Annotated in this window: 17 protein-coding genes; 6 read left to right on the top strand and 11 right to left on the bottom strand. The window is 72.0% G+C overall.

Features of this window, described 5'->3' with window-relative positions; genetic code table 11:
• Positions 1–74 precede the first annotated feature (74 nt).
• Both AB0K07_RS13505 and AB0K07_RS13500 read right to left on the bottom strand, forming a co-directional pair.
• Positions 75–1,748, bottom strand: a complete 1,674-nt coding sequence (locus AB0K07_RS13505) for an ABC transporter substrate-binding protein (RefSeq protein ID WP_363754720.1) — start codon at positions 1,746–1,748, stop codon at positions 75–77.
• Positions 1,745–2,776: a LacI family DNA-binding transcriptional regulator gene (locus AB0K07_RS13500; protein WP_363754718.1), complete on the bottom strand. Its 1,032-nt coding sequence runs from the start codon at positions 2,774–2,776 to the stop codon at positions 1,745–1,747. Before AB0K07_RS13500 ends, AB0K07_RS13505 begins: the two co-directional genes overlap by 4 nt.
• 119 nt (positions 2,777–2,895) lie before the next feature.
• Between AB0K07_RS13500 and AB0K07_RS13495 the strand changes: the two genes are divergently transcribed.
• From AB0K07_RS13495 to AB0K07_RS13470, 6 genes are all read left to right on the top strand, one after another.
• Positions 2,896–5,298: a beta-galactosidase gene (locus AB0K07_RS13495; protein ID WP_363754716.1), complete on the top strand. Its 2,403-nt coding sequence runs from the start codon at positions 2,896–2,898 to the stop codon at positions 5,296–5,298.
• 105 nt (positions 5,299–5,403) lie between these two features.
• A complete protein-coding gene (locus AB0K07_RS13490; RefSeq protein ID WP_363754714.1) occupies positions 5,404–8,154 on the top strand; it encodes an AAA family ATPase in 2,751 nt (916 codons plus the stop codon).
• 47 nt (positions 8,155–8,201) lie between these two features.
• Positions 8,202–8,477 carry a hypothetical protein gene (locus AB0K07_RS13485; RefSeq protein WP_363754712.1) on the top strand — a complete coding sequence of 92 codons (276 nt, stop codon included), beginning with the start codon at positions 8,202–8,204 and terminating at the stop codon, positions 8,475–8,477.
• Positions 8,474–8,998: a hypothetical protein gene (locus AB0K07_RS13480; protein WP_363754710.1), complete on the top strand. Its 525-nt coding sequence runs from the start codon at positions 8,474–8,476 to the stop codon at positions 8,996–8,998. Before AB0K07_RS13485 ends, AB0K07_RS13480 begins: the two co-directional genes overlap by 4 nt.
• 31 nt (positions 8,999–9,029) lie before the next feature.
• On the top strand, positions 9,030–9,608 hold the full coding sequence (locus AB0K07_RS13475) for a hypothetical protein (RefSeq protein WP_363754708.1): 579 nt from the start codon (positions 9,030–9,032) through the stop codon (positions 9,606–9,608).
• Positions 9,609–9,628: 20 nt separating this feature from the next.
• Positions 9,629–11,131 carry a hypothetical protein gene (locus AB0K07_RS13470; protein WP_363754706.1) on the top strand — a complete coding sequence of 501 codons (1,503 nt, stop codon included), beginning with the start codon at positions 9,629–9,631 and terminating at the stop codon, positions 11,129–11,131.
• A gap of 106 nt (positions 11,132–11,237) precedes the next feature.
• Here the strand turns inward: AB0K07_RS13470 and AB0K07_RS13465 are convergent, their stop codons facing one another.
• From AB0K07_RS13465 to AB0K07_RS13425, 9 genes are all read right to left on the bottom strand, one after another.
• Positions 11,238–12,608: an endo-1,4-beta-xylanase gene (locus AB0K07_RS13465; protein ID WP_363754704.1), complete on the bottom strand. Its 1,371-nt coding sequence runs from the start codon at positions 12,606–12,608 to the stop codon at positions 11,238–11,240.
• A 33-nt stretch (positions 12,609–12,641) separates the two neighbouring features.
• Positions 12,642–13,949, bottom strand: coding sequence for a PHB depolymerase family esterase (locus AB0K07_RS13460; protein WP_363754702.1), 1,308 nt, complete (start codon positions 13,947–13,949; stop codon positions 12,642–12,644).
• A 247-nt stretch (positions 13,950–14,196) separates the two neighbouring features.
• Positions 14,197–16,281: an alpha-glucuronidase gene (locus AB0K07_RS13455; RefSeq protein WP_363754700.1), complete on the bottom strand. Its 2,085-nt coding sequence runs from the start codon at positions 16,279–16,281 to the stop codon at positions 14,197–14,199.
• A complete protein-coding gene (locus AB0K07_RS13450) occupies positions 16,278–18,311 on the bottom strand; it encodes a beta-galactosidase (protein ID WP_363754698.1) in 2,034 nt (677 codons plus the stop codon). The genes AB0K07_RS13455 and AB0K07_RS13450 overlap by 4 nt, the downstream gene beginning before the upstream one ends.
• Positions 18,308–18,997 (bottom strand): hypothetical protein, encoded by a 690-nt coding sequence (locus tag AB0K07_RS13445; protein ID WP_363754696.1) that lies wholly within the window; start codon positions 18,995–18,997, stop codon positions 18,308–18,310. Before AB0K07_RS13445 ends, AB0K07_RS13450 begins: the two co-directional genes overlap by 4 nt.
• A complete protein-coding gene (locus tag AB0K07_RS13440; RefSeq protein ID WP_363754694.1) occupies positions 18,994–20,535 on the bottom strand; it encodes a xylan 1,4-beta-xylosidase in 1,542 nt (513 codons plus the stop codon). Before AB0K07_RS13440 ends, AB0K07_RS13445 begins: the two co-directional genes overlap by 4 nt.
• Before the next feature lie 114 nt (positions 20,536–20,649).
• Complete coding sequence (locus AB0K07_RS13435) at positions 20,650–22,287, bottom strand: extracellular solute-binding protein (protein WP_363754691.1); 1,638 nt, start codon at positions 22,285–22,287, stop codon at positions 20,650–20,652.
• Positions 22,288–22,339: 52 nt separating this feature from the next.
• On the bottom strand, positions 22,340–23,248 hold the full coding sequence (locus AB0K07_RS13430) for a carbohydrate ABC transporter permease (RefSeq protein ID WP_363754689.1): 909 nt from the start codon (positions 23,246–23,248) through the stop codon (positions 22,340–22,342).
• Positions 23,245–24,240 (bottom strand): ABC transporter permease subunit, encoded by a 996-nt coding sequence (locus AB0K07_RS13425; protein ID WP_363754686.1) that lies wholly within the window; start codon positions 24,238–24,240, stop codon positions 23,245–23,247. The genes AB0K07_RS13430 and AB0K07_RS13425 overlap by 4 nt, the downstream gene beginning before the upstream one ends.
• Between the last annotated feature and the right edge of the window lie 26 nt (positions 24,241–24,266).

Genomic DNA, 24,266 nt, shown 5'->3' with positions numbered 1-24,266 from the left:
AGGTCGGCCACGGGGCCCTTCCCGCGGGGGGGCGGGGGGGGCGGGGGGGCGGGGCGGCGCCGGCCGGCCATCGGCTACTTGGCGGGGGTCCCGGCGGGTTGCAGGTGGGTGATGATGAGCAGGTTGTCGCTGGGCGCGGCGTACGGGTTCTGCTCGTTCGGCCAGCCGGTCGCCTTCGCGGTGCGGTACTGGAACCACTTGGCCCCGTACCAGAGCGGGATCACCGGCACCTGCTCGGTCATGACCGTGGTCAGGTCGGCGACGGCCGTCTTCTGGGCCGCCTCGTCGGTGGCGGTCCGCAGGGTGGCGATCAACTGGTCGGTGCGCGGGTCGTTCCAGCGGACGAAGTTGCTGACCGCCTTCTTGCCGATCGGCGCGGACTGGTCGCTGGCCAGCGGCTCCTGGAAGTTGCGGAACATGTTGCAACTGCCGCCGTGCACGCCGAGCAGGGCGTCGTAGTTGCCGATCGCCCGGTCGTTCTCGTACGCCTCGGGGGTGGGCGTCTCGGCCCGGACGGTGAAGCCGAGCGCGTTCAGGTTGGCCACGATGATCCGCTGGGCCTGGACCCAGTCGGTCCAGGAGCCCGGCACCCGGAAGCTGAAGGCGATGGGCTTGCCGTCCTTGCCGACGCGCTTGCCGGCGCCGTTCTTCGGGTAGCCGGCGGCGGTCAGGTCGGCGTCGGCCTTGGCCGGGTCGTAGCTGGCCACGCCCTGGTTGGGCAGGTCCTTCGGCAGCCAGCCGGCCTGCCCCGGCACCACGAGGCCGGTCTGGCTGGCCGGCTTGACGTAGCCGAGCTGCGCCTTGTCGACGATCTCCTGCCGGTTGAACGCGGGCACCAGGGCCTTGCGGAACGCGGTGTCGTTGAACGGCGCCTTGGTCAGGTTGAGGTAGACGCTGATCGAGCCGCCGGAGGGGAACCAGTACTTGTTGTGCTCCGGGTCCCGGTCGACGTACGCCTTCTTGATGTCCGGCACGAACATGGCGTTGGTGTCGTACTCGCCGCGGCTGAGCTTGAGCTGGTCGATCTGACCGCCGCCGTCGGCCTTGTGGAACCGCAGCTCGTCGACCTTGACCTTGTCGGCCTGCCAGTAGTCGGCGTTGCGGCCGAGCGTGAGCTGCTGCGGGTTGAAGGCCTTGACCGTGAACGGGCCGGTGCCGACGGGCTTCTCGGCGTTGGTGAAGGTGACCGGGTCACCCACGGCGGACCAGACGTGCTTCGGCACGATCTTGATCTCGCCGAACAGGGTGAACGCCGCCGCGCCGGGCTGGGTGAACCGCATCGTCACGGTCTGCGGGTCGGTCGTCTCGACCGCGCTGAGGTAGCGCCAGATCCCCTTGGTGTCCAGCGCCTTGTGCTGCTTGAGCATGTCGTAGGTGAACGTGACGTCCTCGGCGCTGAACGGCTTGCCGTCGTTCCACGTCACCCCGTCGCGCAGCTTCCAGACCAGCGTCTGCGGATCGGTCCACGTCCACTGTGTCGCGAGCCAGGGCTTGGCCTGGCAGCCGTAGCTGTCGTAGGCGATCAGCTGCTCGAAGACGTACTCGGTGGCGCCGAGACGGGTGGCGTCGAGGTAGGGGTTGTAGTTGGCCTGCGGGTTGCTGCCACCGCCGAAGTCGCCGTAGTCGAGGAACGCGATGCGACCGTCGGTGCCGGGGCCGGATGCCGACTCCGTACCGGTGCAACCGGTTACCGCCAGTGCCAACGCCGCCGCCAGCGCGGCAGTCCGGACGAGCTTGGATCTCTTCACTTGCCGGTACCTCCAGTGGGGGTCGCGGTCGAGCAGCCACAACTGCGGCGCACGACGAGCTCGGTGGGGAGGACGATGCTGTCCGGCGCGGGGGCGCCGGGACCGTCGGCGGCGCGCAGGAGCAGCCGGGCGGCTTCGGCCGCCAGCTCCCGCACCGGCTGCCGGACGGTGGTGAGTGGAGGGGAGACGAGCGCGGCCATGGGCGCGTCGTCGAATCCGGTGATGACCAGGTCCTGCGGCACACGCAGGCCCCGGCCGAGGGCGCCGACGAGAGCGCCGAGCGCGACCTCGTCGTTGGCGCAGACGATCGCCTCCGGAGGCCGGCGGTCACGCAGCAGCTCCTCGGCGGCGAGCACTCCGTCCGGTTGTTGCATGCTCACCCGGACCGGTTCGGTGGGCGGGGTGAGCCCCAGCTCCCGGTGGGCGGCGAGGAAGCCGGCCCAGCGCTGGCTCACGTCGGGTGACCCCTCCGGGGTGCCCACGAAGGCCAGGTCGCGCAGGCCGTGCTCGGCGAGCAGGTGTCTGGTCAGGCCACCCATCGCCGCGCAGTTGTCCACACCCACGGACGGGACCGCGTCGCGCCCGGGCCCGGCCAGGACGACCACCGGGACCAGGTCGGCGAGCTGGAGCAGCACGGCCTCCGAGATGGTGCCGCCCATGACCGCGATGCCGTCGACCCGCCGGGCCATCTCCAGCACCTGGGCGTCGGCGTCCTCCCGCAGGTGGGTGCAGAGGATGTGCACGCTGGCCCGGGCCGGCACCGCCTCGGACTCGAAGCCCTGGATGAGCTCGCTGAAGTAGGGGCCGGACAGGCCCGGGAAGACCAGCCCGAGCGCGCCGTGCCGGCGGGCGGCGAGCGCCCGGCCCAGATGGTCGGGTCGGTAGCCGTGCAGCTCGATCGCGTCGAGGACCCGTTGCCGCAGGTCAGCCGACACCTGGCCGGTGCCGTTGGAGACCCGGGAGACCGTGGCCACGGACACTCCGGCCAGGCGGGCGATCTCCCGAACCGTGATCCGACTGTTGCCCATGGTCCCCTCGATCCGTAACGTGCGGTTAACAGAAACCGGTTTCAGGCACCATAAGCAGGCTCGTGGCAGATCACAAGAGCACAGCCCGAGATGCCCGCCGAGAGGATGAGACAGGTCTTATGTCCGAAGTGTTGCTCCAGAACCGCAGGATCGTCATCGACGGTCGGCCCCGCCTGCTGCTCGCCGGGGAGGTGCACTACTTCCGGCTGTCCAGAGCGGACTGGGCCGACCGCCTCGACCGGCTCCGCGAGTGCGGCGCCGACACGGTGGCCACGTACGTGCCGTGGCTCTGGCACGAGCTGCCGGACGGCACCGTGGACCTCACGGGGCGTACCCACGAGCAGCGGGACCTGGCCGGCTTCCTGGACCTGGCCCACGAACGCGGACTGCACGCGGTCGTCCGGCCCGGGCCGTTCATCATGGCCGAGGTCAAGAACGAGGGCATCCCCTACCGGGTGTACGACGAGCACCCGCACCTGCTGCCGACCACCTGGGACGGCGCACCGATCACGACCCGCACCATCGACTACCTCGCCCCGGAGTTCCTCGCCGCCGCCGACGGCTGGTACGCCGAGGTGATGCCGGTGATCGCCGAGCGGCTGGCCGGTCGGGGTGGGCCGGTGATCGCCGTCCAGCTGGACAACGAGATCGGCATGCTCTCCTGGGTCACCAACTCCCCCGACCTCACCGACCTGCTGTGTGAGGACCTGCGACGTTGGGCGATCGACCGGTACGGCAAGGACGCCGCCGCCGACCGGCTCGGCGCTGACGCGGGCGACCCGGCTGCCTGGGCGGCGGCGCTGCGCACCCCGACCGAACAGCGGTCCCTGGCGGTGCACGACGACCTGGGCCGCTACATGCGCGACCGGTACCGCCGCTACGTGGCCGAGCTGCGCGCCAGCGCCGAGCGACACGGAGTGCGCGACGTGCCGTTCCTGATCAACGTGCACGGCACCGGAGGCGGACGCGGCCGGACCTTCCCGATCGGCATCAGCCAGCTCTTCGAGTCCTACCGGGGTCAGCCGCAGGTGACCTCCGGCTCCGACTACTACCTCGGCGACCTGACCGTCACGAACGTCGCCGACCTGTACGTCGGCAACGCGTTCCTGGCCGCCGTGCACGACGCCGACCAGCCGCTGACCTCGCTCGAGTTCGAGGCCGGCAACGGTGACTACGGCGAGGACCTGTCGACGCTCTACCCGCCGGAGGCGGTCGAGCTGAAGACCCGGCTCTGTGTGGCACAGGGCAACCGCCTGCTCAACCTCTACCTCTTCGCGGGCGGACACAACCCGCCGCTGGCCCAGCCGGTGGGCGACGGCAACGACCGGATCGCCTTCACCGGCGAGCGGCACGGATTCGCCGCGCCGGTCGGCCCGGAGGGGCTGCTCAACCCGACCTTCGACGCGGCGAAACGCGCGCTGCACGCGGTACGCGGCGTCGCCGACCTGCTCGCCGACTCCGACGAGGAAAACGACGGGCTGGCGCTCGGCTTCGTCCCCGACCACTACCTCACCGAGTACCACCACCCGGCCTCGCCGTCCCGAGCCGAGCAGGTCGCCGACCTCGAACGGTTCCGGGGCATGGGCCCGCGCGACGTGCTGGCCCGGGCGCTGCTGCTGGCCGGTTTCTCCTTCCCGGCGCTGGATCTGCAGTCGCCCGGCCCCACCACCGGTGTGATCGCCCTGGCCAGCGCCGCGACGCTGGGGCGGGACGTGCAGCAACGACTGGTCGCGCACCTGCACGCCGGCGGCGGGCTGCTGCTGCACGGGGTGCTGCCGGAGCGCGATCACGACGGCACCCCCTGCACGCTGCTCGCCGACGCGCTGGGGCTCCGGGCCACCGGACGGGTCGAGGGCGGGCCGCACTACTTCCCGTCCATCGTCGGGCACGACTGGGCGTCCGGCCGGCCCGAGGTGCGGGTCGGCTACGCGCAGCACCTCGCCGGTACCGACGCCGAGCCGATCCTCACCGAGGTCGGCTCCGGCGAGCCGTGCGCCGTCGAGGTCCGGCACGGCGCCGGCCGGGCCGTGGTGGTCGCCGCCGACGTGCCCTGCGACCTCGACTTCTGGCGCGGTGCCCTGCGCCGGCTGGGCGTACGGCCCCGACTCGACCCCCGGGCGGACGCGCCCGGCCTGGTGGCGACCTCCACCGTCGACCCGGCCGGGCAACGGCTGCTGCACCTGGTCAACGTCGCGCCGTCGGCCGTGACGGTCACGCTGGGCTGGCACGGCACACCGGTGCTGGGCGGCCGTCGGCTCCGGGTGCCCGCCCGCACCGGCCTGATCCTGCCGTACGGGATCCGGGTCGGCGACGCGACGCTGGTGGAGACGACCTGCGAGCTGGTCCGTGCCGACGACGACGCGGTGCTGCTGCGCCCCACCCAGGGCGACGACGTGGTGGTGCTGGCCACCGAACGGCCGGTCACCACGAGCCGGGGCACGGTCGCGGCGGCGGACGGCCGGGTGACGGTGCGCCTGCCCGGCGGGCCGACCGACGAGCCGGTGCGGATCGGCCTCGGCTGACCGCCTCGGGACGGCTGCGGAGGGGCCGAGGCGCCCGCCGCGGCCGTACCCGTTCACCCGTTGGCGGGATGTCCCGTCCACATCGTCGGGTGCCAGAATCCCCCCATGCGACGCGCCATCGTCGGGCGGGACGAGGTGTTCGACCGGGCCTGGCAGCTGCTGAGCCGACCGGGCCCGGTGCTGCTGGAAGGGCCCCCCGGCATCGGCAAGACCAAGCTGTGGCGGGCCCTGGTCGCACAGGCGGCACAGGCCGGGTGGCTGGTGCTGAGCTGCGCGCCCACCGAGGCCGAGTCCGAGCTTCCGTACGCGGCCCTGGCCGACCTGCTCCGCCCGCTCGCCGACCGGGTCGCCACGCTGCCTCCGCCCCAGCGGGTCGCCGCCGAGGTGGTGCTCCTCTCCGGCGACGCCCACGAGGCGGTCGACGTACGGGTGGTCGGGGCGGCCACCCGGTCGCTGCTGGAGGCCGCCGCGGCGGCGGACACCCACCCGACGGTGCTCCTCGCGGTCGACGACGCGCCCTGGCTGGACCGGCCCAGCGAACGCGCGTTGCGGTACGCGCTGCGCCGGGTGACCGGCCTGGCCACCCTGGTCAGCCGGCGGCGTGACCAGGGCACACCCGACGACGTACCGCTCGGTCTCGACGAGGGCCAGGGCGGCGGCCCGGTCGGCCGGGTCGAGGTGCCTCCACTGGACGTCGGCGCGCTGCACCACGTCCTGCGCGGGCAGCTCGGCGTCACGCTCAGCCGGCCGATGCTGGTCCGGGTGGTCCGGGAGGCGGAGGGCAATCCGCTGCTGGCCATCGAGGTGGTCCGCGCGGTGCAACGCCTGCCCCGCCAGCCCGCACCCGGCGACGACCTGCCGGTGGCCGCGTCCATGCACCACCTTCTCGCGGACGTCCTCGCCGGTCTGCCTCTGGCCGGTCGTACGGCGGTGCGGCTGGCCGCGCTGCTGACCGTGCCCACCCTGGCCGACCTGGCGGCGGCGGGGGTGTCGAGCGCCGCGCTGGACGCGCCCGAGGAGGCCGGGCTGATCGTGGTGACGCCGAGCGGCGTGCGGTTCACCCACCCGGTGTACGCGGCGGCCGTCCGGGCCGGCATCCCGCCGGGGGTCCGCCGCCGGCTGCACCGCCAGCTCGCCGACCTGCTCGCCGATCCGGACGAGCGGGCCCGACACCTCGCGCTCTGCGTGACGGACCCGGACCCGGTGGTCGCGGACACCCTCGCCGCCGCCGCGGCACGCTGGCACAGCCGGGGCGCACCCGAACTCGCCGCGGAGTTGCACGACCGCGCAAGCCAGCTCACCCCGGTCGATGACCCGGTCCGCCTGGGCCAGCGGCGACTCGCGGCGGCTCGCTGCCGGTTCGACAGCGGCGACTTCCCCGCAGCCCGGCAGGCGGCGGACGCCGTCGCGGCCGAGTTCACCGGCGAGGTACGGGCCGAGTCGCTGCTGCTGCGCGCCATCCTCGCCTGGACCGGCGGTGAAGCCAGCCGGGTGGCGGTGGACAACGGCACCCGGGCGCTGGCGGCGGCCCCACCCGGCTCGGCCCTGGCCGGCCGCATCCATGCCCACCTAGCCGTCTTCGAGGACCACACCGAGTCGGCCCGGGAGCACGCCGAGGCCGCCGCCGCGCTGCTGGACGGACGCGACGGCGACCACGACCTGCTCGCCGCCGCCCTGGTCCTGCTCTTCTTCCAGGAGGTACGGCTCGGGCGGCCGCCGCGTACCGACCTGCTGGACCGGGCCCTCACGCTGGAGGGCGACGAACCGGCGTGGCTGGCGAGCACGGTGCCCGCGATCTGGTGGAAGTCGATCGACGACGCGGAGCGGGCCCGGCAGCGGCTGCACCGGATGCTGAGCCGGGCCGAGGCCCGGGGCGACGAGCCGCTGCAACACGAGCTGCTGTCCCACCTCGGTGAGGCCGAGTTGCTGGCCGGGCGGTGGGACGACGCCGAACGGCACATCACCGCGGCCCGGGAGCTGGGTGACCAGCTCGGCACGGGCCTGGTCGGTGAGACCTGGCTGGCCGCGCTGCTCGACGCGCACCGGGGTCGGCTGGCCGACGCGACCCGGGTGGCCGAGTCCGGCCTGCGGCTCGCCGACGACCTGGACGACGACTGGTGCCGACGGATCCACCAGCAGTTGGCCGGGTTCGTGGCGCTCTCGGCGGGCCGGATGGCGGAGGCGGCCGCCGCCTACACCGACCTGGCGGCGACGATCGACGCGAATGGGCTGGTGGAGCCGCTGGCCATGCGGTTCGAGCCGGACTGGATCGAGGCGTGCGTCGGTACGGGCGACCTCGACCTGGCGGCGACCGTGCTGGACCGGCTGACCGCCCGACACCGTCGGTTGCCGCGTCCGTGGACGATGCTGGGCTCCGCCCGGGCCCGCGCGCTGCTGGACAGCGCCACCGGGGTCGACGCTGGCGCGGCGCTCGACGCGCTCACGGCCGCACGGGACGCCGTACCGCCCGATGTGCTGCCGCTGGACCGCGCCCGCTGCCTGTTCGTGGCCGGGATCGTGCACCGGCGGGCCCGCCGCAAGCTGCCGGCCCGGCAGGCGTTGGAGGCGGCGGTCGCGGAGTTCACCGCGATCGGCGCGGCCGCGTTCGCGGACCGCGCGCGGGCCGAGTTGGCCCGCGTCGGTGGCCGCCCGCCGACGCCCCGGCACCTCACCGCCACCGAGGAGCGGGTGGCCCAGCTCGCGGCGCGCGGGCGGACCAACCGGGCCATCGCCGACGAACTGTTCGTCAGCCCGAAGACCGTCGAGGCGAACCTCGCTCGGGTCTACCGCAAGCTCGGCATCTCCACCCGCGCGGAGCTGGGTGCCGCGATGACCAGGGCCGACGCGCAAGCATAGGGAAACGCCCGATTCCTCGCCGCCCGCCGGAACCTAGCCTCGATGTCATGGCCGGCTACCTGTTCGCACTGGAGCAGTACGACCGCTCCCCCGGCGCGGACGAGGAGATGCCGGCCTTCGGCACCCCGGGCTGCCGGCTGGTCGCGGCCGTCCGGTTGCCGACCGACGACGTCGTGATCGCGCTGGTCGAGGGCCCGGACGCGGAGGTGGTGGCCGCGGCCGCCGCAGCCGCGGCATGGAGGGTCGACCGGCTGATCCCGGCCCGGTGGATCCATCCACCGCGAAACGGCCCCGACAACCCGGATCTGACGAAGGAAGCATGACTGTGCGCCGTCTGATCGCACCCGTGTGGTGTTCCCTGCTGCTGCTGCTCCCCCTGGTCGCCTGCGGCCCCGACGACACCGGCGGCGCCGACCCGGCCGCCGGGGCCGGCGTCGAGGTGGACGCCGGCGGCGACCTGCCCGACGTGCCCCGGCCGGAGTGCCCCTTCACCGCCGCGGAGGTCTCCGAGATCGTCGGCCAGCCGATGGAGGACCAGGGCACCTGCCTGTTCGGCGACGGCCGGGGCGTCGCCGCGCTCACCGTCACCACCGCCTCCCCGATCGCCGGTGAAGCCACCTACGACTACCAGCGCCAGCAGGCGACGGCCGCGTACCGAGAGGTGAAGGACGTCGACAAGGGCCGCAAGGCGTACCTCGCCGTCAAGGACATCGGGGGCGAGGCCGTCGTGATCAGTGACAAGGGCAGCTTCACCGTGATCCTGAGCAGCTTCGAGCGCATCGGTGCCAGCTCCGGCGGATACGAGCCGACGCTGCGCAAGGTGCTCGACGCCCTCCCGCTGTGATGCCGAACCCACGACCGGAAGTGGAGCCACGATGACCCACCTCGCAACCGGCCGGCGGCGACGCGGCCAGATCCTCGCCGCCGCGGCCGCGGTGCTGACGCTCACCGCCGTCGGCGGCTGCGGTACGGACGACGGCCCGGCCGCCCCGGTGGCCGGTGCCGGGCCGAGCGTCGCGGCCACCGGGCAGGGCGACCCGTCGGCCGCCGCGTCGGCTGAGGAGTCGCCTGCCGCGCCGGCCGTCGACGCCTGCGCCCTGGTCACCAAGACCGAGGCCGAGAAGCTGGCCGGCACCCCACTGGAGGACCCGCTGGAGAAGGCGGCGGCGGACCGGGACACCTGCACCTACACCGGCCCGGTCACCGGCCCGACGGCGCAGGTGGAGGTGTACGTCGGCGACGGCGCGAAGAAGTTCCTCGACATCGACCGCGAACTCGGGCACAAGCTGACCCCGATCAGCGGGGCGGGCGACGAGGCGTACGCCGAGGACGGGACGGTCTTCGTCAGCAAGGCCGGCGTGTGGGCCTGCGTCCGGCTGGTGCGCAGCGAGGACCCGGCGACGTACCGCTCGGCCCTGGAAGCCGTGGCCCGTACGGCCGCCGGCCGGCTCTGAGCCGGCCGAGGAGGACGGACATGGTGGCAGCCCGATCCCGGCGTCGCCGAGCGGTGGCGGTGCTGCTCGGGGTGACCCTGTCGCTGCTCGCGGCCTGCGATCGGCATGCGGCGGACCCGACGCCACCCGGTCCGCCCGGCGGCGGCGCGGACCAGCGGTACGGGGCGGCGCCCGCGCCCGACGAGAAGGTGACCTACCAGCCGGACGTGGTGTTCGTTGGCGGCGGTGGCGGGTCGGTGCGCGGGCTCTCCGAGGACGCGCTCACCTGGCGCATCGACCCCGGCGCCAGCGGCGCCGACCGGCTCGCCCCGGGGAAGGTCATGTTCCTCACCGGACGGGCGGTCGGCAGGGTGCTCGACGTCCGCCGCGAGGGGGACGACCTGGCGGTGACGCTGGGGCCGGTGGACATCACCGAGGTGATCCGCGACGGCACCTTCGCCACCGACCGCCCGGTCTCCCTGGAGAGTCCGACCCGCTACGACGCGGGCACGCCGTTCTGGGCCGAGTACGACGTCGAGGCCGGGGCCGGTGGCGGCGGATCGACGACACCGGTCGCCGGCGTGCCGTCCGCCGCGACCGCGGCGATGGTGGCGACCGGGGGCCGGCCCGCGTCGGCCACCCGGTCGCGGCGAGCGGCCGGCACGCGTCCGGACGGGACGGTACGACCGGCGGGCACACGAGGGGTCGCCGGGTTCGCGGTCACCCCGATCTGTTGTTCGGGCGGGGTCGGCGCGCGGTTCAGCTACGACGGCGGCGGGATCCGCATCGCCGGCACGGTGACCCTGCTGATGAAGAGCCCGTCAGCCCGGTTCCACCTGGAGCTGCGGGGTGGGGCGATCCGCCGGGCGGAGCTGCGGATCGACGGCATGGCCGGGCTGCGCATCGAGATCGCGGGTGCGACCGACCAGGGGCAGAACGTCAACAAGCGCCTCCCGATCCCGCTGGACTTCAGCGTGCCCGTCGGCGAGCTCCTCGGCGTTCCGTTCTCCGTCACCGCCAATCAGCTCATCGGCGTGCAGACGGCATTCAGCGCCAGGGACGGCAACATCAAGGCGGCCGGCGAGTGGTCGCTGGGCGGCTCACTAGGGTTCGGCTACGCCGACGGCGCCTTCGGCGTCACGAAGCCGTGGAACCTCACCGTCCGCAACAGCATCACCGACTCCATCTACGGCCCGTCGGTCGGCGTCAGTGGGATCATCGTCCACTATCAGGCCGCCTTCCGGGCCGGCCTGGGTGCGTTCGGGTTCACCGCCGGCCTGTACGCCACGGTCACCGCCACGGTGGGGTTGACCGTCGGCTCCGCCCTGGGCGCGCCGGTCGCGCTGTGCCGCAGCACCCAGCTCGGCCTGTTCCTGGAGTACGGCGTCGGCTACCGCATCCCCGCCGGCCTGGTGAAGGTGGTCAACGCCTTCCTGGAGCTGATCAACGCGGGTTCCATCGAGGAGAAGGCGGGCATCGGTCGGGTGGACAACGTGTTCAACAAGCTGGACATCCAGCCCGACGTCAAGATCTGCCGGGCCTGACGGCCCCGGCCGGAGCGCTGAGCAGCGCCTGACCGACGGGGGCCGGCCGGCACCGGGCGGCCGGTGTGGAGGATTCGGGGCATCCTCCACACCGGCCGATGGGGCGTCAGCCCGCGGCGCAGGCCGGGGTCAGGCCGCCGGCGGTGCCGGTGGCCTGGAATCCGAACTCGGTGGACTGGCCGGCGCCGACCCGACCGTTGTAGGCCACGTTCGTCCAGCGTGTCGTGCCGCTGTCACCGCTGCGGTTGACGTTCCAGGCGTTGGTGACCGTCGCGCCGGACGGCAACGGGAGCGTCACCGTCCAGGAGTTGATGGCCGACGACCCGGCCGTCACCTTCACCGTCGCCACGAAGCCACCCGTCCACTGGTTCACCGCGACCGTCGCGGTGCAGCCACCCGGCCCGGGCGGCGGGGTGGTCGGCGGAGGGGTGGTGGGCGGCGGGGTGGTGGGCGGCGGAGTCGAGCCGTTGTTCAGCGCGGCGAGGACCGCGTCGTACGCCGGCTTCTTGGCGCCGCCGCTGGTGAACAGCAGCGGGGTCTGCGAGGCCCGCCACGAGTCGCTGTCCCGGATGCCCCAGACGGTGATGCCGTTGCAGCGGGCCACGGCCAGACAGTCCTGCACGACGTTGCGGTACGTGGTGGCCGAGGCCCCCTCGATGTCCAACTCGGTGATCTGCACGTCCACGCCCAGCGCCGCGAAGCTGGACAGCGTGGTGCGGTAGTTGCTCGGGTACGGCGAGCCGCTGTTGAAGTGCGACTGGAACCCGACGCAGTCGATCGGCACGCCACGCTGCTTGAAGTCCCGCACCATCGTGTACACGGCCTGGGTCTTGGCGTGCGACCAGTCGTCGGTGTTGTAGTCGTTGTAGCAGAGCTTTGCGCCGGGGTCCGCCGCCCGGGCGGCCCGGAACGCGGCCTCGATCCAGTCGTTGCCGGTGCGCTGGAGGTTGGAGTCGCGGCGCGCGCCGGAGCCGCCGTCGGCGAACGCCTCGTTTACCACGTCCCATGCCACCACCTGACCCCGGAAGTGGGTCGCCACCTGGGTGACGTGGTTGAGCATCGCCTGGCGCAGCGCGGTGCCACTCATGTTCTGCATCCAGCCCGGCTGCTGGGAGTGCCAGGCCAGGGTGTGACCCCGCACCTGCATCCCGCGGCTGCGCGCGTGGTTGACGATCTGGTCCGCCGCGCCGTAGCTGAACTGGCCCTGCTGCGGCTCGGTGGCGTCGATCTTCATCTCGTTCTCGGGCGTCACCGAGTTGAACTCGCGGTTCAGGATCGTGGTGTAGGCGCTGTCGCTCAACTTGTTGGCGGCCACCGCGGCGCCGAAGTACCGGCCCTGCTCGGCGGCGGACGCACCGAGCGTGGTGCCGGCGGTGGCGGGCGCCGCCAGGACCGTCGCCATGCCGGCGGCGAGGGCGCCCGCGCCGGCCACGGAGAGGGCGGCTCTCGACGCCACCCTCCACTTCGCGTTTCTCATCGTGCAACTCCTTCTGGTGGTGGTGTCGGGGAGTCAGGAGACCGAGCAGGCGACACCGTTCAGCGCGAACGACGGGGGCTCGCCGGCGCCGCCCTCATGGGTGGCCTGGAAGCCGATGTCGACCGACGCGTTCGGGGCGATGGCGGCGTTGTAGGAGACGTTGCGGGCGGTCACGGCACCGCTCGCGGGGCTGAACTGCGCGTTCCAGCCGTTGGTGATGCGCTGGCCGGTGGGCAGCGTGAAGGTCAGGGCCCACCCGTTCAGCGCGGTCGCGCCGGTGTTGGTGATGGTGACGCTCGCGGTGAGACCGGTGTTCCAGGCGCTGACCGCGTACCCGATCCGGCAGCCACCGCCGGTCGGCGGCGGGGTCGTCGGGGGCGGAGTGGTCGGCGGCGGGGTCGTCGGCGGCGGCGTGGTGGGCGGGGTGGTGTCCAGCCCGAAGAAGCGGATCACCTGCGCGGCGTCGACCGGCAGGTTGTGCGAGACGCCCTGCATGCTGATCGCCTCGACCGGGGCCGTCGGGCCACTGCTGCCGTAGCGGGTGCGGGTGTAGCCCGACTGCGGCGAGTCGGTGTACGTCGGGGTCTGGCTCAGCCCGTGCACGTTGGTCCACTGCTTGACCTGCTCCCCGAAGTTCGGGTAGCGCAGCGTCTCATCGTTGGTGCCGTGCCAGATCTGCATCCTCGGGCGACGACCGGTGTAGCCGGGGTAGGCCTCCCGGACCAGGTCGCCCCACTGCTGCGGCGTCCTGATGAGCTGGCCGTTCGCGCACTGGCTGTTCCACTCGGAGCTTCCCCCGGTGGCGAAGCAGCCGAACGGCACCCCGGCGAAGGACGCGCCGGCCGCGAACACGTCCGGATAGTCGCCCAGCAGGACGTTCGTCATCATGGCGCCGGACGAGGTGCCGGTGGCGAAGATCCGTGCGGGGTCGGCGGCGTACCGCTGCCGCACGTAGTCGACCATCGACATGAGCCCGACCGGGTCGCTGCCGCCGCCACGGCGCAGGGCCTGCGGAGAGGCCACGTCCCAGCACAGGCTGCTACGGGTCACCGACGGGTAGATCACGATGAACCCGTACCGGTCGGCCAGCGACGCGTACTGCGTGCCGGAGTGGAACGCCGGGCCCGATCCGGTGCAGTAGTGCAGGGCGAGCAGGATCGCCGGCCGGGACGCCACCCGGTCCGGGACGTACAGGTGCATCTGGAGATTGGCGGGGTTGGCGCCGAAGCCGGTCACCTGTGTCAGCGTCGCCGCCGACGCGGGCACGGCGAGGGTCAACGTGGCGGCGGCCAGCGTCACGGCCGCCATGGCGACGCCGAGCAGTCTTGTCCTGAGTGTCATCGTTCGCGATTCCTCGGGAAAATGGCGCATGGAAGGGGAGTAAGTCGAGGACTGCCCTTCGCCCGACCCTGACCGCGGCTCGCGTGACCCTGCCAGCTTCAATCGAGGCGCCTCGATTGTCAAGGCTTCCGGAAGCCTTTCGGCGGCCTGGATCGGGCTGTGACCTGGCATCGACGCACGCCGACGGAACCAGCCGCGGAATCGCTCGGGTGCCGCGTTATCGGGACGCTTCCGGAAGCTGCCGGAGTCAGTAGATGCGACGCCCGTGCGCGTCCGGCACCCCGGACTTGCGGAAGAAGTAGGTGTTGATCTGGTCCCGCCACTCGGTGGCGCTGCGCACCTGCTCGTCGAGGCGCCGCTCGACCCGCTCGTACACGGCCGGGTCGATCAAACCCTTCAGCGTCCGCCACCGCCCCCGCATCGCCTCCACCTCCTCGACGCCCGCGAAGTGGGCGTCGTAGATGTGCTGGATGACCGTGGAGCCGCTGTGCAGGACGTGCCCGTACGGGACGTGGTGGAAGAAGAGCAGCAGTTCGTCCGGGCACCGCTCGGGCGACTCGTACACGTGGGCCCAGTACGGCGGGTACTGACCGGCGAAGCCGGTGCCCGACGCGCGGCTGCGGTCCACGCCGACGCCGTCGCGATCGGCGAAGTGGTACGTGCCCCACCGGGTGTACTCGTACCCGTCCACGTCGGGTCCGTAGTGGTCACCGGGATGGACCATGAAGCCGACACCCAGCGGGGCGGTGTACCGCTCGTAGGTGCGCCAGGAGCCGTCCATGACGTCGTGCAGCGTCCGCCCGACCAGCTTCGGGTCGGCGATCGCCGAGGGCGGGAAGGTCAGCGCGATCCACTCGTCGAGGACCGCCCGGGGATCCAGCCGGGGATCCCAGGCGAGCCGGCCGACGGTGTACAGATTGGCCTGCGCCAGCGGGTGCCCGGTCCAGAAGACGTCGTCGCCCACGTTCGCGACGGCGACCAGGCCACCACCCGACCCCGCCTCCCCCGCGGCCACGTCGGCGACCGTCCGCCCGCCCGGCCCCCACGGCGCGAACCGCAGCACCTCGCTCCACCACGGGCCGAGGTGGCACACGTGTCGCTGCTGGCCGGTGTACTCCTGGGTGACCTGCAACTCCACCGCCAGCCGGGTGGCCGGCATCGCGGCGAGCACCGGGGAGACCGGCTCGCGTACCTGGAAGTCCACCGGACCGAACTTCACCTGGAGGACCACGTTGGCGGCGAACCGCCCGTCGAGCGGGACGAAGTGGTCGTACGCGGCCCGTGCCCGGTCGGTGGACCGGTCCCGCCAGTCCTGGTGATGGTTGTAGACGAACGCCCGCCAGTGCACCACTCCCCCGTGCGGGGCGAGGGCCCCGGCGAGCAGGTTCGCCCCGTCGGCGTGGTCGCGCCCGTAGGTGAACGGGCCCGGTTGCCCCTCGGAGTCGGCCTTCACCACGTAGCCGCCGAAGTCCGGGATGCGCTCGTACACCTGCCGGGTCTTCGCGGACCACCAGGCCCGCACCGCCTCGTCCACCGGGTCGGCGGTCGGCAGGCCGCCGAGGACCACCGGCGCGGCGAAGGTGACCGACAGGTGCACCCGGATGCCGTACGGGCGCAGCACGTCCGCGATGTCGGCCACGTCGCCGAGCCGGTCGGTGAGCAGCCGCGCCTCCGTCCGGCCGACGTTGACGTTGTTCACCGATATCGCGTTGATCCCGCAGGCCGCCAGCAGGCGGGCGTACTCCCGGACCCGGGCCAGGTCGCCGCGCGGCCGGCCGTCCCGCCAGAAGATCGAGCCGCCGGCGTAGCCCCGTTCCACCTGGCCCATGACCGGGTGCACGGCCACGTTGTCCCAGTGGTTCAGCATCCGGCGGCGCAACGCGGGCCGGTGCCGCTCGGGTGGACGGGTCGACTCGAAGGCCGCCGGACCGAGCCGGACCAGGTGGAACAGCCCGTACAGCAGGCCGGCGGGCGCGTCGGCCAGCACGGCGGTCACCTCGCCCGCCCGCGCCAGCAGGAACCCCTCGTCACCGAGCACCGCGCCGCTGCCGGCCGCCACCAGCGCCGCCTCCCCCGCCGCCCGTGCCGACTCCGCCGACGGGCTGGGCAGCTCGTCGGCGCCGCGGAGCGCGAGCACCAGGTCGACGGCCACGTCCCAGGACGGGGAATGCCACACCCGCCCGCCGTACCGCGCGCAGGCGCGGGCGACCTCGTCGAGGACGGTGTCGACGATCGACCCGTCGCCGTGCACGAGCACGCGGCGCGCGCCCAGCGCCCGGAACGCCTCCGGCGGCAGCCAGGCGGGGTGCGCCCGCGTCTCCTCGGCGCTCACCGGTTCTCCCGCAGCACCACGACCCCGTACGCCGGCAGCCGCAGCGGCTGCCCGGTCTCCGCCCGGTCACCGGTGAGCAGGTCGAGACCGCCGGTCCGGGCGGTCACCTCGACCTGCTCGGCGCGGTGGTTGAGCAGGAACAGCAGCCGCGTCCCGTCCGGCGCGACCCGGACGGCGGACTCCAGGTCCGGCACGTGCGGGTAGGGCCCGAACAGGTCGTGCCGGGCCAACACCTGCCGGACCACCCAGGACACCCCGGCCTGGTCCAGCCCGGCGCCGACGTACCAGCCGTGCCCGTCGCCGTGGACGTTGCGGGTCACCGCCGGGGTGCCGGCGTAGAAGTCGGCCTGGTAGGTGCCGAGCACCTCCGCGCCCTGCGGGATGACCAGCTCGAAGAGCAGCCGCGCCTCGACGTCGAGCCGGTCGGCGCCGGCGCCGAGGCGGACGGGGTTGACCACCTCCGGGCCGCGGGCGTCCCACTCGTCGACCCGGATCCCCATGAGCTGCCCGAGCGGGCCGGGCACGTCCAGCAGGAAGGCCTGGTCGTTCTCGTCCACCCGTCCCGACAGGTACGTGGTCAGCACCGAGCCGCCGCGCGCGGCCACCGCCTCCAGACGCTCCGGCAGGTCCCCCTTGAGCATGTGCAGGGCCGGTGCGACGACCACGTCGTAGCCGGACAGGTCGGCGGTCACCGCGACCACGTCCAGGTCGACCCCGGCGTCCCAGAGCGCCCGGTGGTACGCCAGCACGACCTGCTGGTAGCGGACCAGCCGGGACGGGCCGTCGGAGATCTCCAGCGCCCACCAGCTGTCCCAGTCGAACAGCAGCGCCACCCGGGCCGGGGTCCGCGCGCCCAGCGAGGACGGGCCGAGGCGTTGCAGCTCCGCCCCCAGCTCGGCCACCTCCCGGAAGACCCGGGTGTCGGAGCGCCCGGCGTGGCCGATGACGGCGCCGTGGTACTTCTCGCTGGCCCCACGGGAGGCGCGCAGCTGGAAGAACAGCACCGCGTCGGCGCCGTGCGCCACCGCCTGCCAGCTCCACAGCCGCATCAGGCCCGGCCGTTTCAGGGGGTTGACGTCGCGGCAGGCGGTGACGCTCGGGGTCTGTTCCATCAGCCAGAACGGCTGGCCGTCCTTGAGCCCGCGCATCAGGTCGTGGGTCAGCGCCATCCGGGCCGCCGACTCGTCGTCCGGCGGGTAGTTGTCCCAGGAGGCGAAGTCCAGGTGCGGGGCCCAGCGGTGGTAGTCGATCGGCCGGTACATGCCCATGAAGTTGGTGGTCACCGGCAGGTCCGGGCTGGACTCGCGGATGGCGGCCTTCTCGTCGGAGAAGTTGCTCTGCATGGCGTCGGAGGAGAACCGCAGGTAGTCCAGGGTGATGCCCTGGAAGGCGGTGTGGTCCGGCCCGCGCCAGTGCTCGGTCAGCGCCGACGGCGGCTCGATCTGCTCCCAGTCGCTGAAGGTGTGCGACCAGAAGGTGGTATACCAGGCGGCGTTCAGCGCGTCGAGGGTGCCGTAGCGGTGGCGCAGCCAGTCGCGGAACCCGGCCGCGCAGAGCGCGCAGTAGCAGGCGCCGCCGTACTCGTTGCCGACGTGCCAGGCGACGACCGCCGGGTCGTCGGCGTAGCGGCGCGCGACCCGGCGGGCGAGTTCGGTGGAGAGCCGACGGAACACCGGCGAGCTGGGGCACGAGTTGTGCCGTTGCCCGAAACGGTGCCTGCGGCCCTCGAAGTCGGTCCGGGTCACCTCCGGGTAAGCCCGCGCGAGCCAGGGCGGGTGGGCGCCCGTGCCGGTCGCCAGGCAGATGCCACGCCCCTCCGCGCCGGCCCGCGCCACGATCCGGTCCAGCAGCGAGAAGTCGTACACGTCCTCGGCCGGCTGCGTGAGCGCCCAGTCGAAGACGCCCACCGTGACCAGGTCGATCCGCGCCGCGTCGAAGAGCCGGTAGTCCTGCTTCCACACGTCCTCGGGCCACTGTTCCGGGTTGTAGTCGCCACCGAAGGGCACCTTCGCGGTGCGGGGCAGGCTCATGCGGTGAACTCCTTCCGGATCAGGTGGATCATCGGGTCGGCGGTGCGCAGGAACGCCAGGACCAGGACCGAGCCGAGCATCACGAGCACCGCCTCGGAGAAGACCGCCGTGATCCCGGCCGCTGCGGCCAGCAGCAGTGCGTTGCCGACGGTGACACCGGGGGTACGCACGAGGAAGTGCACGGCCAGCCGGAGCACGTCCCGGGTGCGGAAGTCGAACAGCGAGGTGATCACCAGCGCGTTGGCGGCGCAGAGGGTCACCCCCACGGCGACCAGGACCAGCGGCACCGACCACCAACCGGGGACGGCGGCCGCGCCGAGGTGGGCGAGGTTCACCGCGAGCACGGTCAGCCACAGCAGCGTCGGCACCCAGACCCGCAGCGCGCCCGGCAGGTTGGCCCGGTAGCCCCGCCGAAACACGGCGGCGGGCCGCAGGTCCGTCACGTCGGGGCGCTGGTGGCGCAGGGCGTACAGAGCGGCGCAGACCGCCGGGCCGACCGGCACCAGGAGCGCCGCGGCCAGCGGCAGATTGCTCGGGTCACGGCGCAGCAGGAGCAGCGGGAGCAGGCCGGGCAGGGTGGTGAGCAGGAACAGCAGCTCGACCGCGAGCAGGGTGTAGACGCGGGCGGCGGCGCGCGACAGTGGCCCGTCGCCGAACTGTCGCCAGGTGTGCGCGGCATTGCTCACGGCTGCTCCCTCAGGTCGACTCCGGCCGGCAGGCCGAGCAGGCGGTCGTCGTCCCACCACGGTGGGGTCTCGTCCACCACCGGGCTCAGCTCCAGAAGGGTGACCTCGTGCCGGGCGAGGGTGAGGTCCACCTCGACCCGCCCGGCGGCGACCGGCAGGGCACGGTGGGTACGGGCCGGCTCGGCGGCCTCCCGCAGGGCGTCGAGCTGGCGGGCCCGGGGTGAGCGGGGACGCCCCATCTCGCCCCAGGCCGCCCACGCGTTGCCCGCCTCCTCGCTCACCGACGAACGGAGCAGGAACGCCGACGTCGTACCGGGCTGGCCGAGCGGGATCGACAGGGCCAGCGGGTGCCGGTCGGGCACCGGTGACCGGCCGGTGACGTCCACCGGGGCCCAGGCCAGCACGGCGACCCGGCCGTCGGGGTGCCGGGTGACCAGGTGGTCGTCGCCGCGCGCCAGCACCTCGCCGCCGAGGCGCGCCATGAAGGCGTACAGGTGGTAGGTGGGTTTCTTGATCTGCCGGTGGGTGAGCAGCCCGAAGCCGCCGTGGAACAGCGCGGTCGGCACCCCCACCTCCTCGAACATGTCGCTGAAGGTCCAGTACGAGAAGGAATCGACCAGGTCGCCGCCGGCGGCCAGCACCGGCGCGAGGTACGCGGCGTGGAACGCCGTGTCGTGGATCGGGTTGTCCGGCCGGTAGGAGGAGTTGAACTCGGTGATGTGCACCGGCAGCTCCGCCAGCGCGGTGCCGGCCAGGTGCCGGCGCGGTGCGGCGAACTGGGTCAGCAGCTCGGCCGCCGGGGCGAGGGTCTGGTGGGTGCCGAACGGCACGTGCCGGGCCGGCCCCGAGGTGTACGCGTGGCGGCTGACGAAGTCGACCGGCACCTGGCGGTCGGTGACGAACTCGGCGAAGGGCACCAGCCACTCGTCCGCCCCGGGTGAGATCGCCGGGCCGCCGACCTGCAACGACGCGTCGACCTCCTTGACCGCGTGCGCGCTCACCTCGTACAGGCGGTGGTACGCGTCCCGGTCGGCGCCCTGCCAGAACGGCACCAGGTTCGGCTCGTTCCACACCTCGATCGGCCAGCCGCGGACCTCGTCGAGACCGTAGCGGTCGACCAGGTGGGCGATCGTGGCGCGGACCAGGTCCGCCCACTCGGTGAAGGACCGGGGCGGCGTGACGTTGCCCCGCCACCAGAACACCGTCTGGTCGCCGGACGCCAGGCCCGAGGGCATGAACCCCAACTCGACGAACGGCCGGACACCGAGGTCGAGATAGGCGTCGACGACCTGGTCGACGTACGTGAACGAGTGGTGCACCCGGCGCTCGCCCGCGTGGTCGTACGGGCGGTGCACGCCGATTCCGTCGCTGAGCAGCCCGTGCCCGCGGATGTGCCGGAAACCGATGTCGCGTTGGATGAGGGCCAGCGAGTCCTGGTAGTCGCGGCGCAGGGCCAACTCGAAGCGGCCGGTGCCGACGCAGCGCCGCCAGGCGTCGGTGAGGCGGCCGGTGGGCTGGTCGGGAGCGGTGATGCGCATTGCTGTCCTCTGGTCGTCCTACCCGGGGCCGGGCGGGTCGGGTTCGCCGCGCCGGCCGGGGCCGGAGGGTCCGGTCGGGCCGCGGATGCACCGCCCGACCGGACCTCCCGCTGATCAGCCGTTGTTCTTCTGGAACCGTTCGTACGCCTTGTTGACCAGGTCGATGTACTGCTCGGAGTTCTTGGCCTTCAGCTCGGCCACGTACGCGTCCCACTCGGTGAGGGGCCGCTGCCCGAGGGCGAACTTCAGCGTGTTCTGGGAGACGAAGTCCTTCAGCGGGGTCTCCCAGAGCGACACCTGCTCGCGTTCCTCATCGGTGAACGGGTAGGGCGGGGCCACCAGCCTCGGCGTGCGGGCGTCCATCACCTTCTGGAACTCCAGCTCCTCCGGGGAGAAGAAGCCACGGACCAGGTCGGGGGTGCCGCCGTAGGCGAAGACGCCGTTGTAGAAGCCGAATTCCTTCTGCAGGTGCTTCGTGCCCTTCGGGTTGAGCCCGAGGACGTCGACGTCGGCGGTGACGGAACGCTTGCCGGCCGCGTCCTTGGTGAAGGTCGTGCCCTCGACGCCCCACCGGGCGAACTCCTGGCCCGCGTCGGAATACCACAACCAGTCGACGAACTGCATCATGGCCACGAAGTTCTTGCTCTCCCGCGCCTTCGAGGAGATCATGATCCCGTTCTCCAGCCGGGGCGCGGGATTGATCTCACCGGCCGGGCCGACCGGCAGCGGGATCTTGGTCATCTTCGCGTTCGGTAGGGTCTTGGCCAGGTCGGGCCGGTGGTTGTTGACCAGGGTCTGCGCGTTGCCGGTGACCACGAAGGACTTCCCGTTGGCGAGCTTCTGCCGTGCCTGGTCGTCGGTCTGGGTGAAGCTCTCCGGGTCGAGCAGGCCCTCCGCGACGAGCTTGTGCAGGTACGTGAGCATCTGCTTGTACTGCTCGGACGCGCCGGTGTAGTTGAACTTTCTCGCCGCCGGGTCCCAGGTGGCGTGCTGGTAGTCCCACCCCGCCTGGGTGCCGTACGAGGCGCCGAGGATGTTCAGCAGCGCGCCGGTCGGCGTGGGCTTGCTGAAGAGGTCGGAGTACGGGTAGACGTTCGGGTACTTCGCCTTCATCGCCTTGAGCACGGTGTACAGCTCGTCCCAGGTCTTCGGGACCGACAGGTTCAGCTCCGCGAGAATGTCGGAGCGCACCAGCACCGTGTAGTCCTGCGTGGGCTTCTCGTGGAGCCCGGGCAGCAGGTAGAACTTACCGTCGGACTGCCGCAGGTTGTCGATCTCCGGCTTGAGGTTCCACTTCGCGATCTTGTCCTTGAAGTTGGGCATCAGATCGAGGTAGTCGCTCACCGGCAGGATCGCCCCGGAGGAGACGAAGGCGTTCTCCTGCGGGTGGTACGTCTTCGGGATGATCAGTGGGGCGTCACCGGCGCCGATCAGCAGGCTGCGTTTCTGCTCGTAGTCGCTCAGCGGAACGGCGACCGGCTCGATGGTGACGTTGGTCCGCTTGGTGAGCTCGGACCAGAACAGCCAGTCCTCCTTGAGCGGGTAGAACGTGTGGTTGTTGTAGAGCGTGGAGAAGGACAGCGCCTCGGTGGCCTTGAACTGGTCGCCGACGCCGTAGGTGGCCATCGCGCCGGCCCGGTTCTCCGAGAGGTCCGTCGACTCGGACGGATCCTCGGAACAGGCGGTGACAAGGCTGAGCGCGAGCAGGCCCGCGGCGACTGACGCCACGGGGCGCCACGTCTTGTGGAGCATGGCTCGTCCTTTCGGTCGTGGATGAGGGGGCGGTCGGAGCGAGTTGGTGGCGTCATCCCTTGACCGCGCCGAGCATCACGCCGCGGACGAAGTACCGCTGGACGAAGGGGTAGACCGCCAGGATGGGCAGGGTGGTGAGCACGATCGTCACGGCCTGGAGGGTGGCCGCCGCCTGGACCTTGTCGGCGTCTGCGGCGGCCGACTCGGCGCTGGTGGCGCCCGCGATGAGGTTGCGCAGGTACACGGTGACCGGGAGCAGATCCTGCCGGTCGAAGTAGAGGAACGCGGTGAACCACGAGTTCCAGAAGGAGACCGCGTAGAAGAGCACCATCGTGGCGATGATCGCCTTCGACAACGGGAGCACGATCCGCAGCAGGATGCCGTACGTGTTCAGCCCGTCGACCGCCGCCGCCTCCTCCAGCTCTGTCGGCAGGCTCTCGAAGAACGCCTTCATGACCAGCAGGTTGAACACGCTGATGGCGTTGGGGAGCACCACGGCCCAGATGGTGTTCTTCATCCCCAGACTGGTGACCAGCACGTAGTTGGGGATCAGACCGCCGGAGAAGAACATGGTGAACAGCGCGACCCCGACGAGGACGCCCCGCCCCTTCAGCTGCGGCTTCGACAGCACGTACGCGTAACACGTGGTCAGCACGATCGAGATGAGCGTGGCCACCACCGTGTACACCACCGTGTTGCGGTAGTTCGTCCAGAACATCGCGTCGGACATCACCAGCTTGTACGCGGTCACGTCGAACCCGCGCGGGACGAGGCTCACCTTCCCGGCGATGATGTACGCCTCGTCGCTGAGCGAGCGGGCCACGATGTTGAGGAACGGGTACAGCGTCACGACCACGACGCCGATCAGGACGATCGTGTTGACGATCCGGAAGACCCGGTAGCCCCGGCTGTCCACCGGCCCGCGGGTCTTCGGGGCGTCGCTCTTCGTGCCGAGGGTCACCACAGGCTCGTGCCCACCGTGCGACGGGAGATGAGGTTCGCCGACAGGACCAGGACCAGCCCGATCACCGCCTCGAAGAGACCGATGGCAGCGGCGTAGCTGAAGTTGCTGGACTGGAAGCCCATCCGGAACAGGTAGGTGGAGATCACGTCCGCGGTCGGGTACGTCAGCGGGTTGTAGAGCAGCAGGATCTTCTCGAACCCGACCGCCATGAAGCTGCCGATGTTGAGGATGAGCAGGGTCACCATCGTCGGCCGGATCCCGGGCAACGTCACGTGCCAGGTCTGCCGCAGCCGGCTGGCGCCGTCGATCCGGGCGGCCTCGTACAGGTCCTCGTCGATGGTGGTGAGGGCGGCGAGGTAGAGGATCGTGCCCCAGCCGACGGTCTGCCAGACCTCGGACGAGACGTAGATGGTGCGGAACCACCCCGGTTGTTGCAGGAACGCCACCGCGTCGCCGCCGAACAGCCGGACGATCTGGTTGGCCGTGCCGTCGACCGAGGTCAACTGCATGACCATCGCCGCCACGATCACGATCGACAGGAAGTGCGGCAGGTAGGACACGGACTGGACGAACCGCTTGAACCGGCGGGCGCGTACCTCGTTGAGCAGCAGCGCCAGCACGATCGGCAACGGGAAGCAGAACAGCAGGGTCAACGCCCCGAGCACCAGGGTGTTCGTGAACACTTCCCAGAAGGTCGGGTCGGTGAAGAACATCCGGAAGTACCGCAGGCCGACCCAGTACTCACCGAAGATGCTGCCGCCCGGCTTGAACCGCCGGAACGCGATGATGTTCCCGATCATCGGCAGATACCGGAAGACCAGGAAGAACAGCAGCGGCAGCACGGCCAGCGAGTAGAGCTGCCAGTCCCGGCGCAGCGCCTGTCGCCAGGTGCGGCGACGGCGCGGCGCGAGCGGGGCGCGGATGGTGGTCTCCGCCGGCGCGACGTCGCGGGACGACACGCGGCTGTCGACCGACACCGGACCTCTCATGCCCAGACCCCTTCAGCTCGGGCCAC

This window comes from Micromonospora sp. NPDC049301 (assembly GCF_040678715.1).
Taxonomy (GTDB): Bacteria; Actinomycetota; Actinomycetes; order Mycobacteriales; family Micromonosporaceae; genus Micromonospora.
Note: the sequence above shows the minus strand (reverse complement) of the source record. Positions and strands in the feature narration are given on the sequence as shown.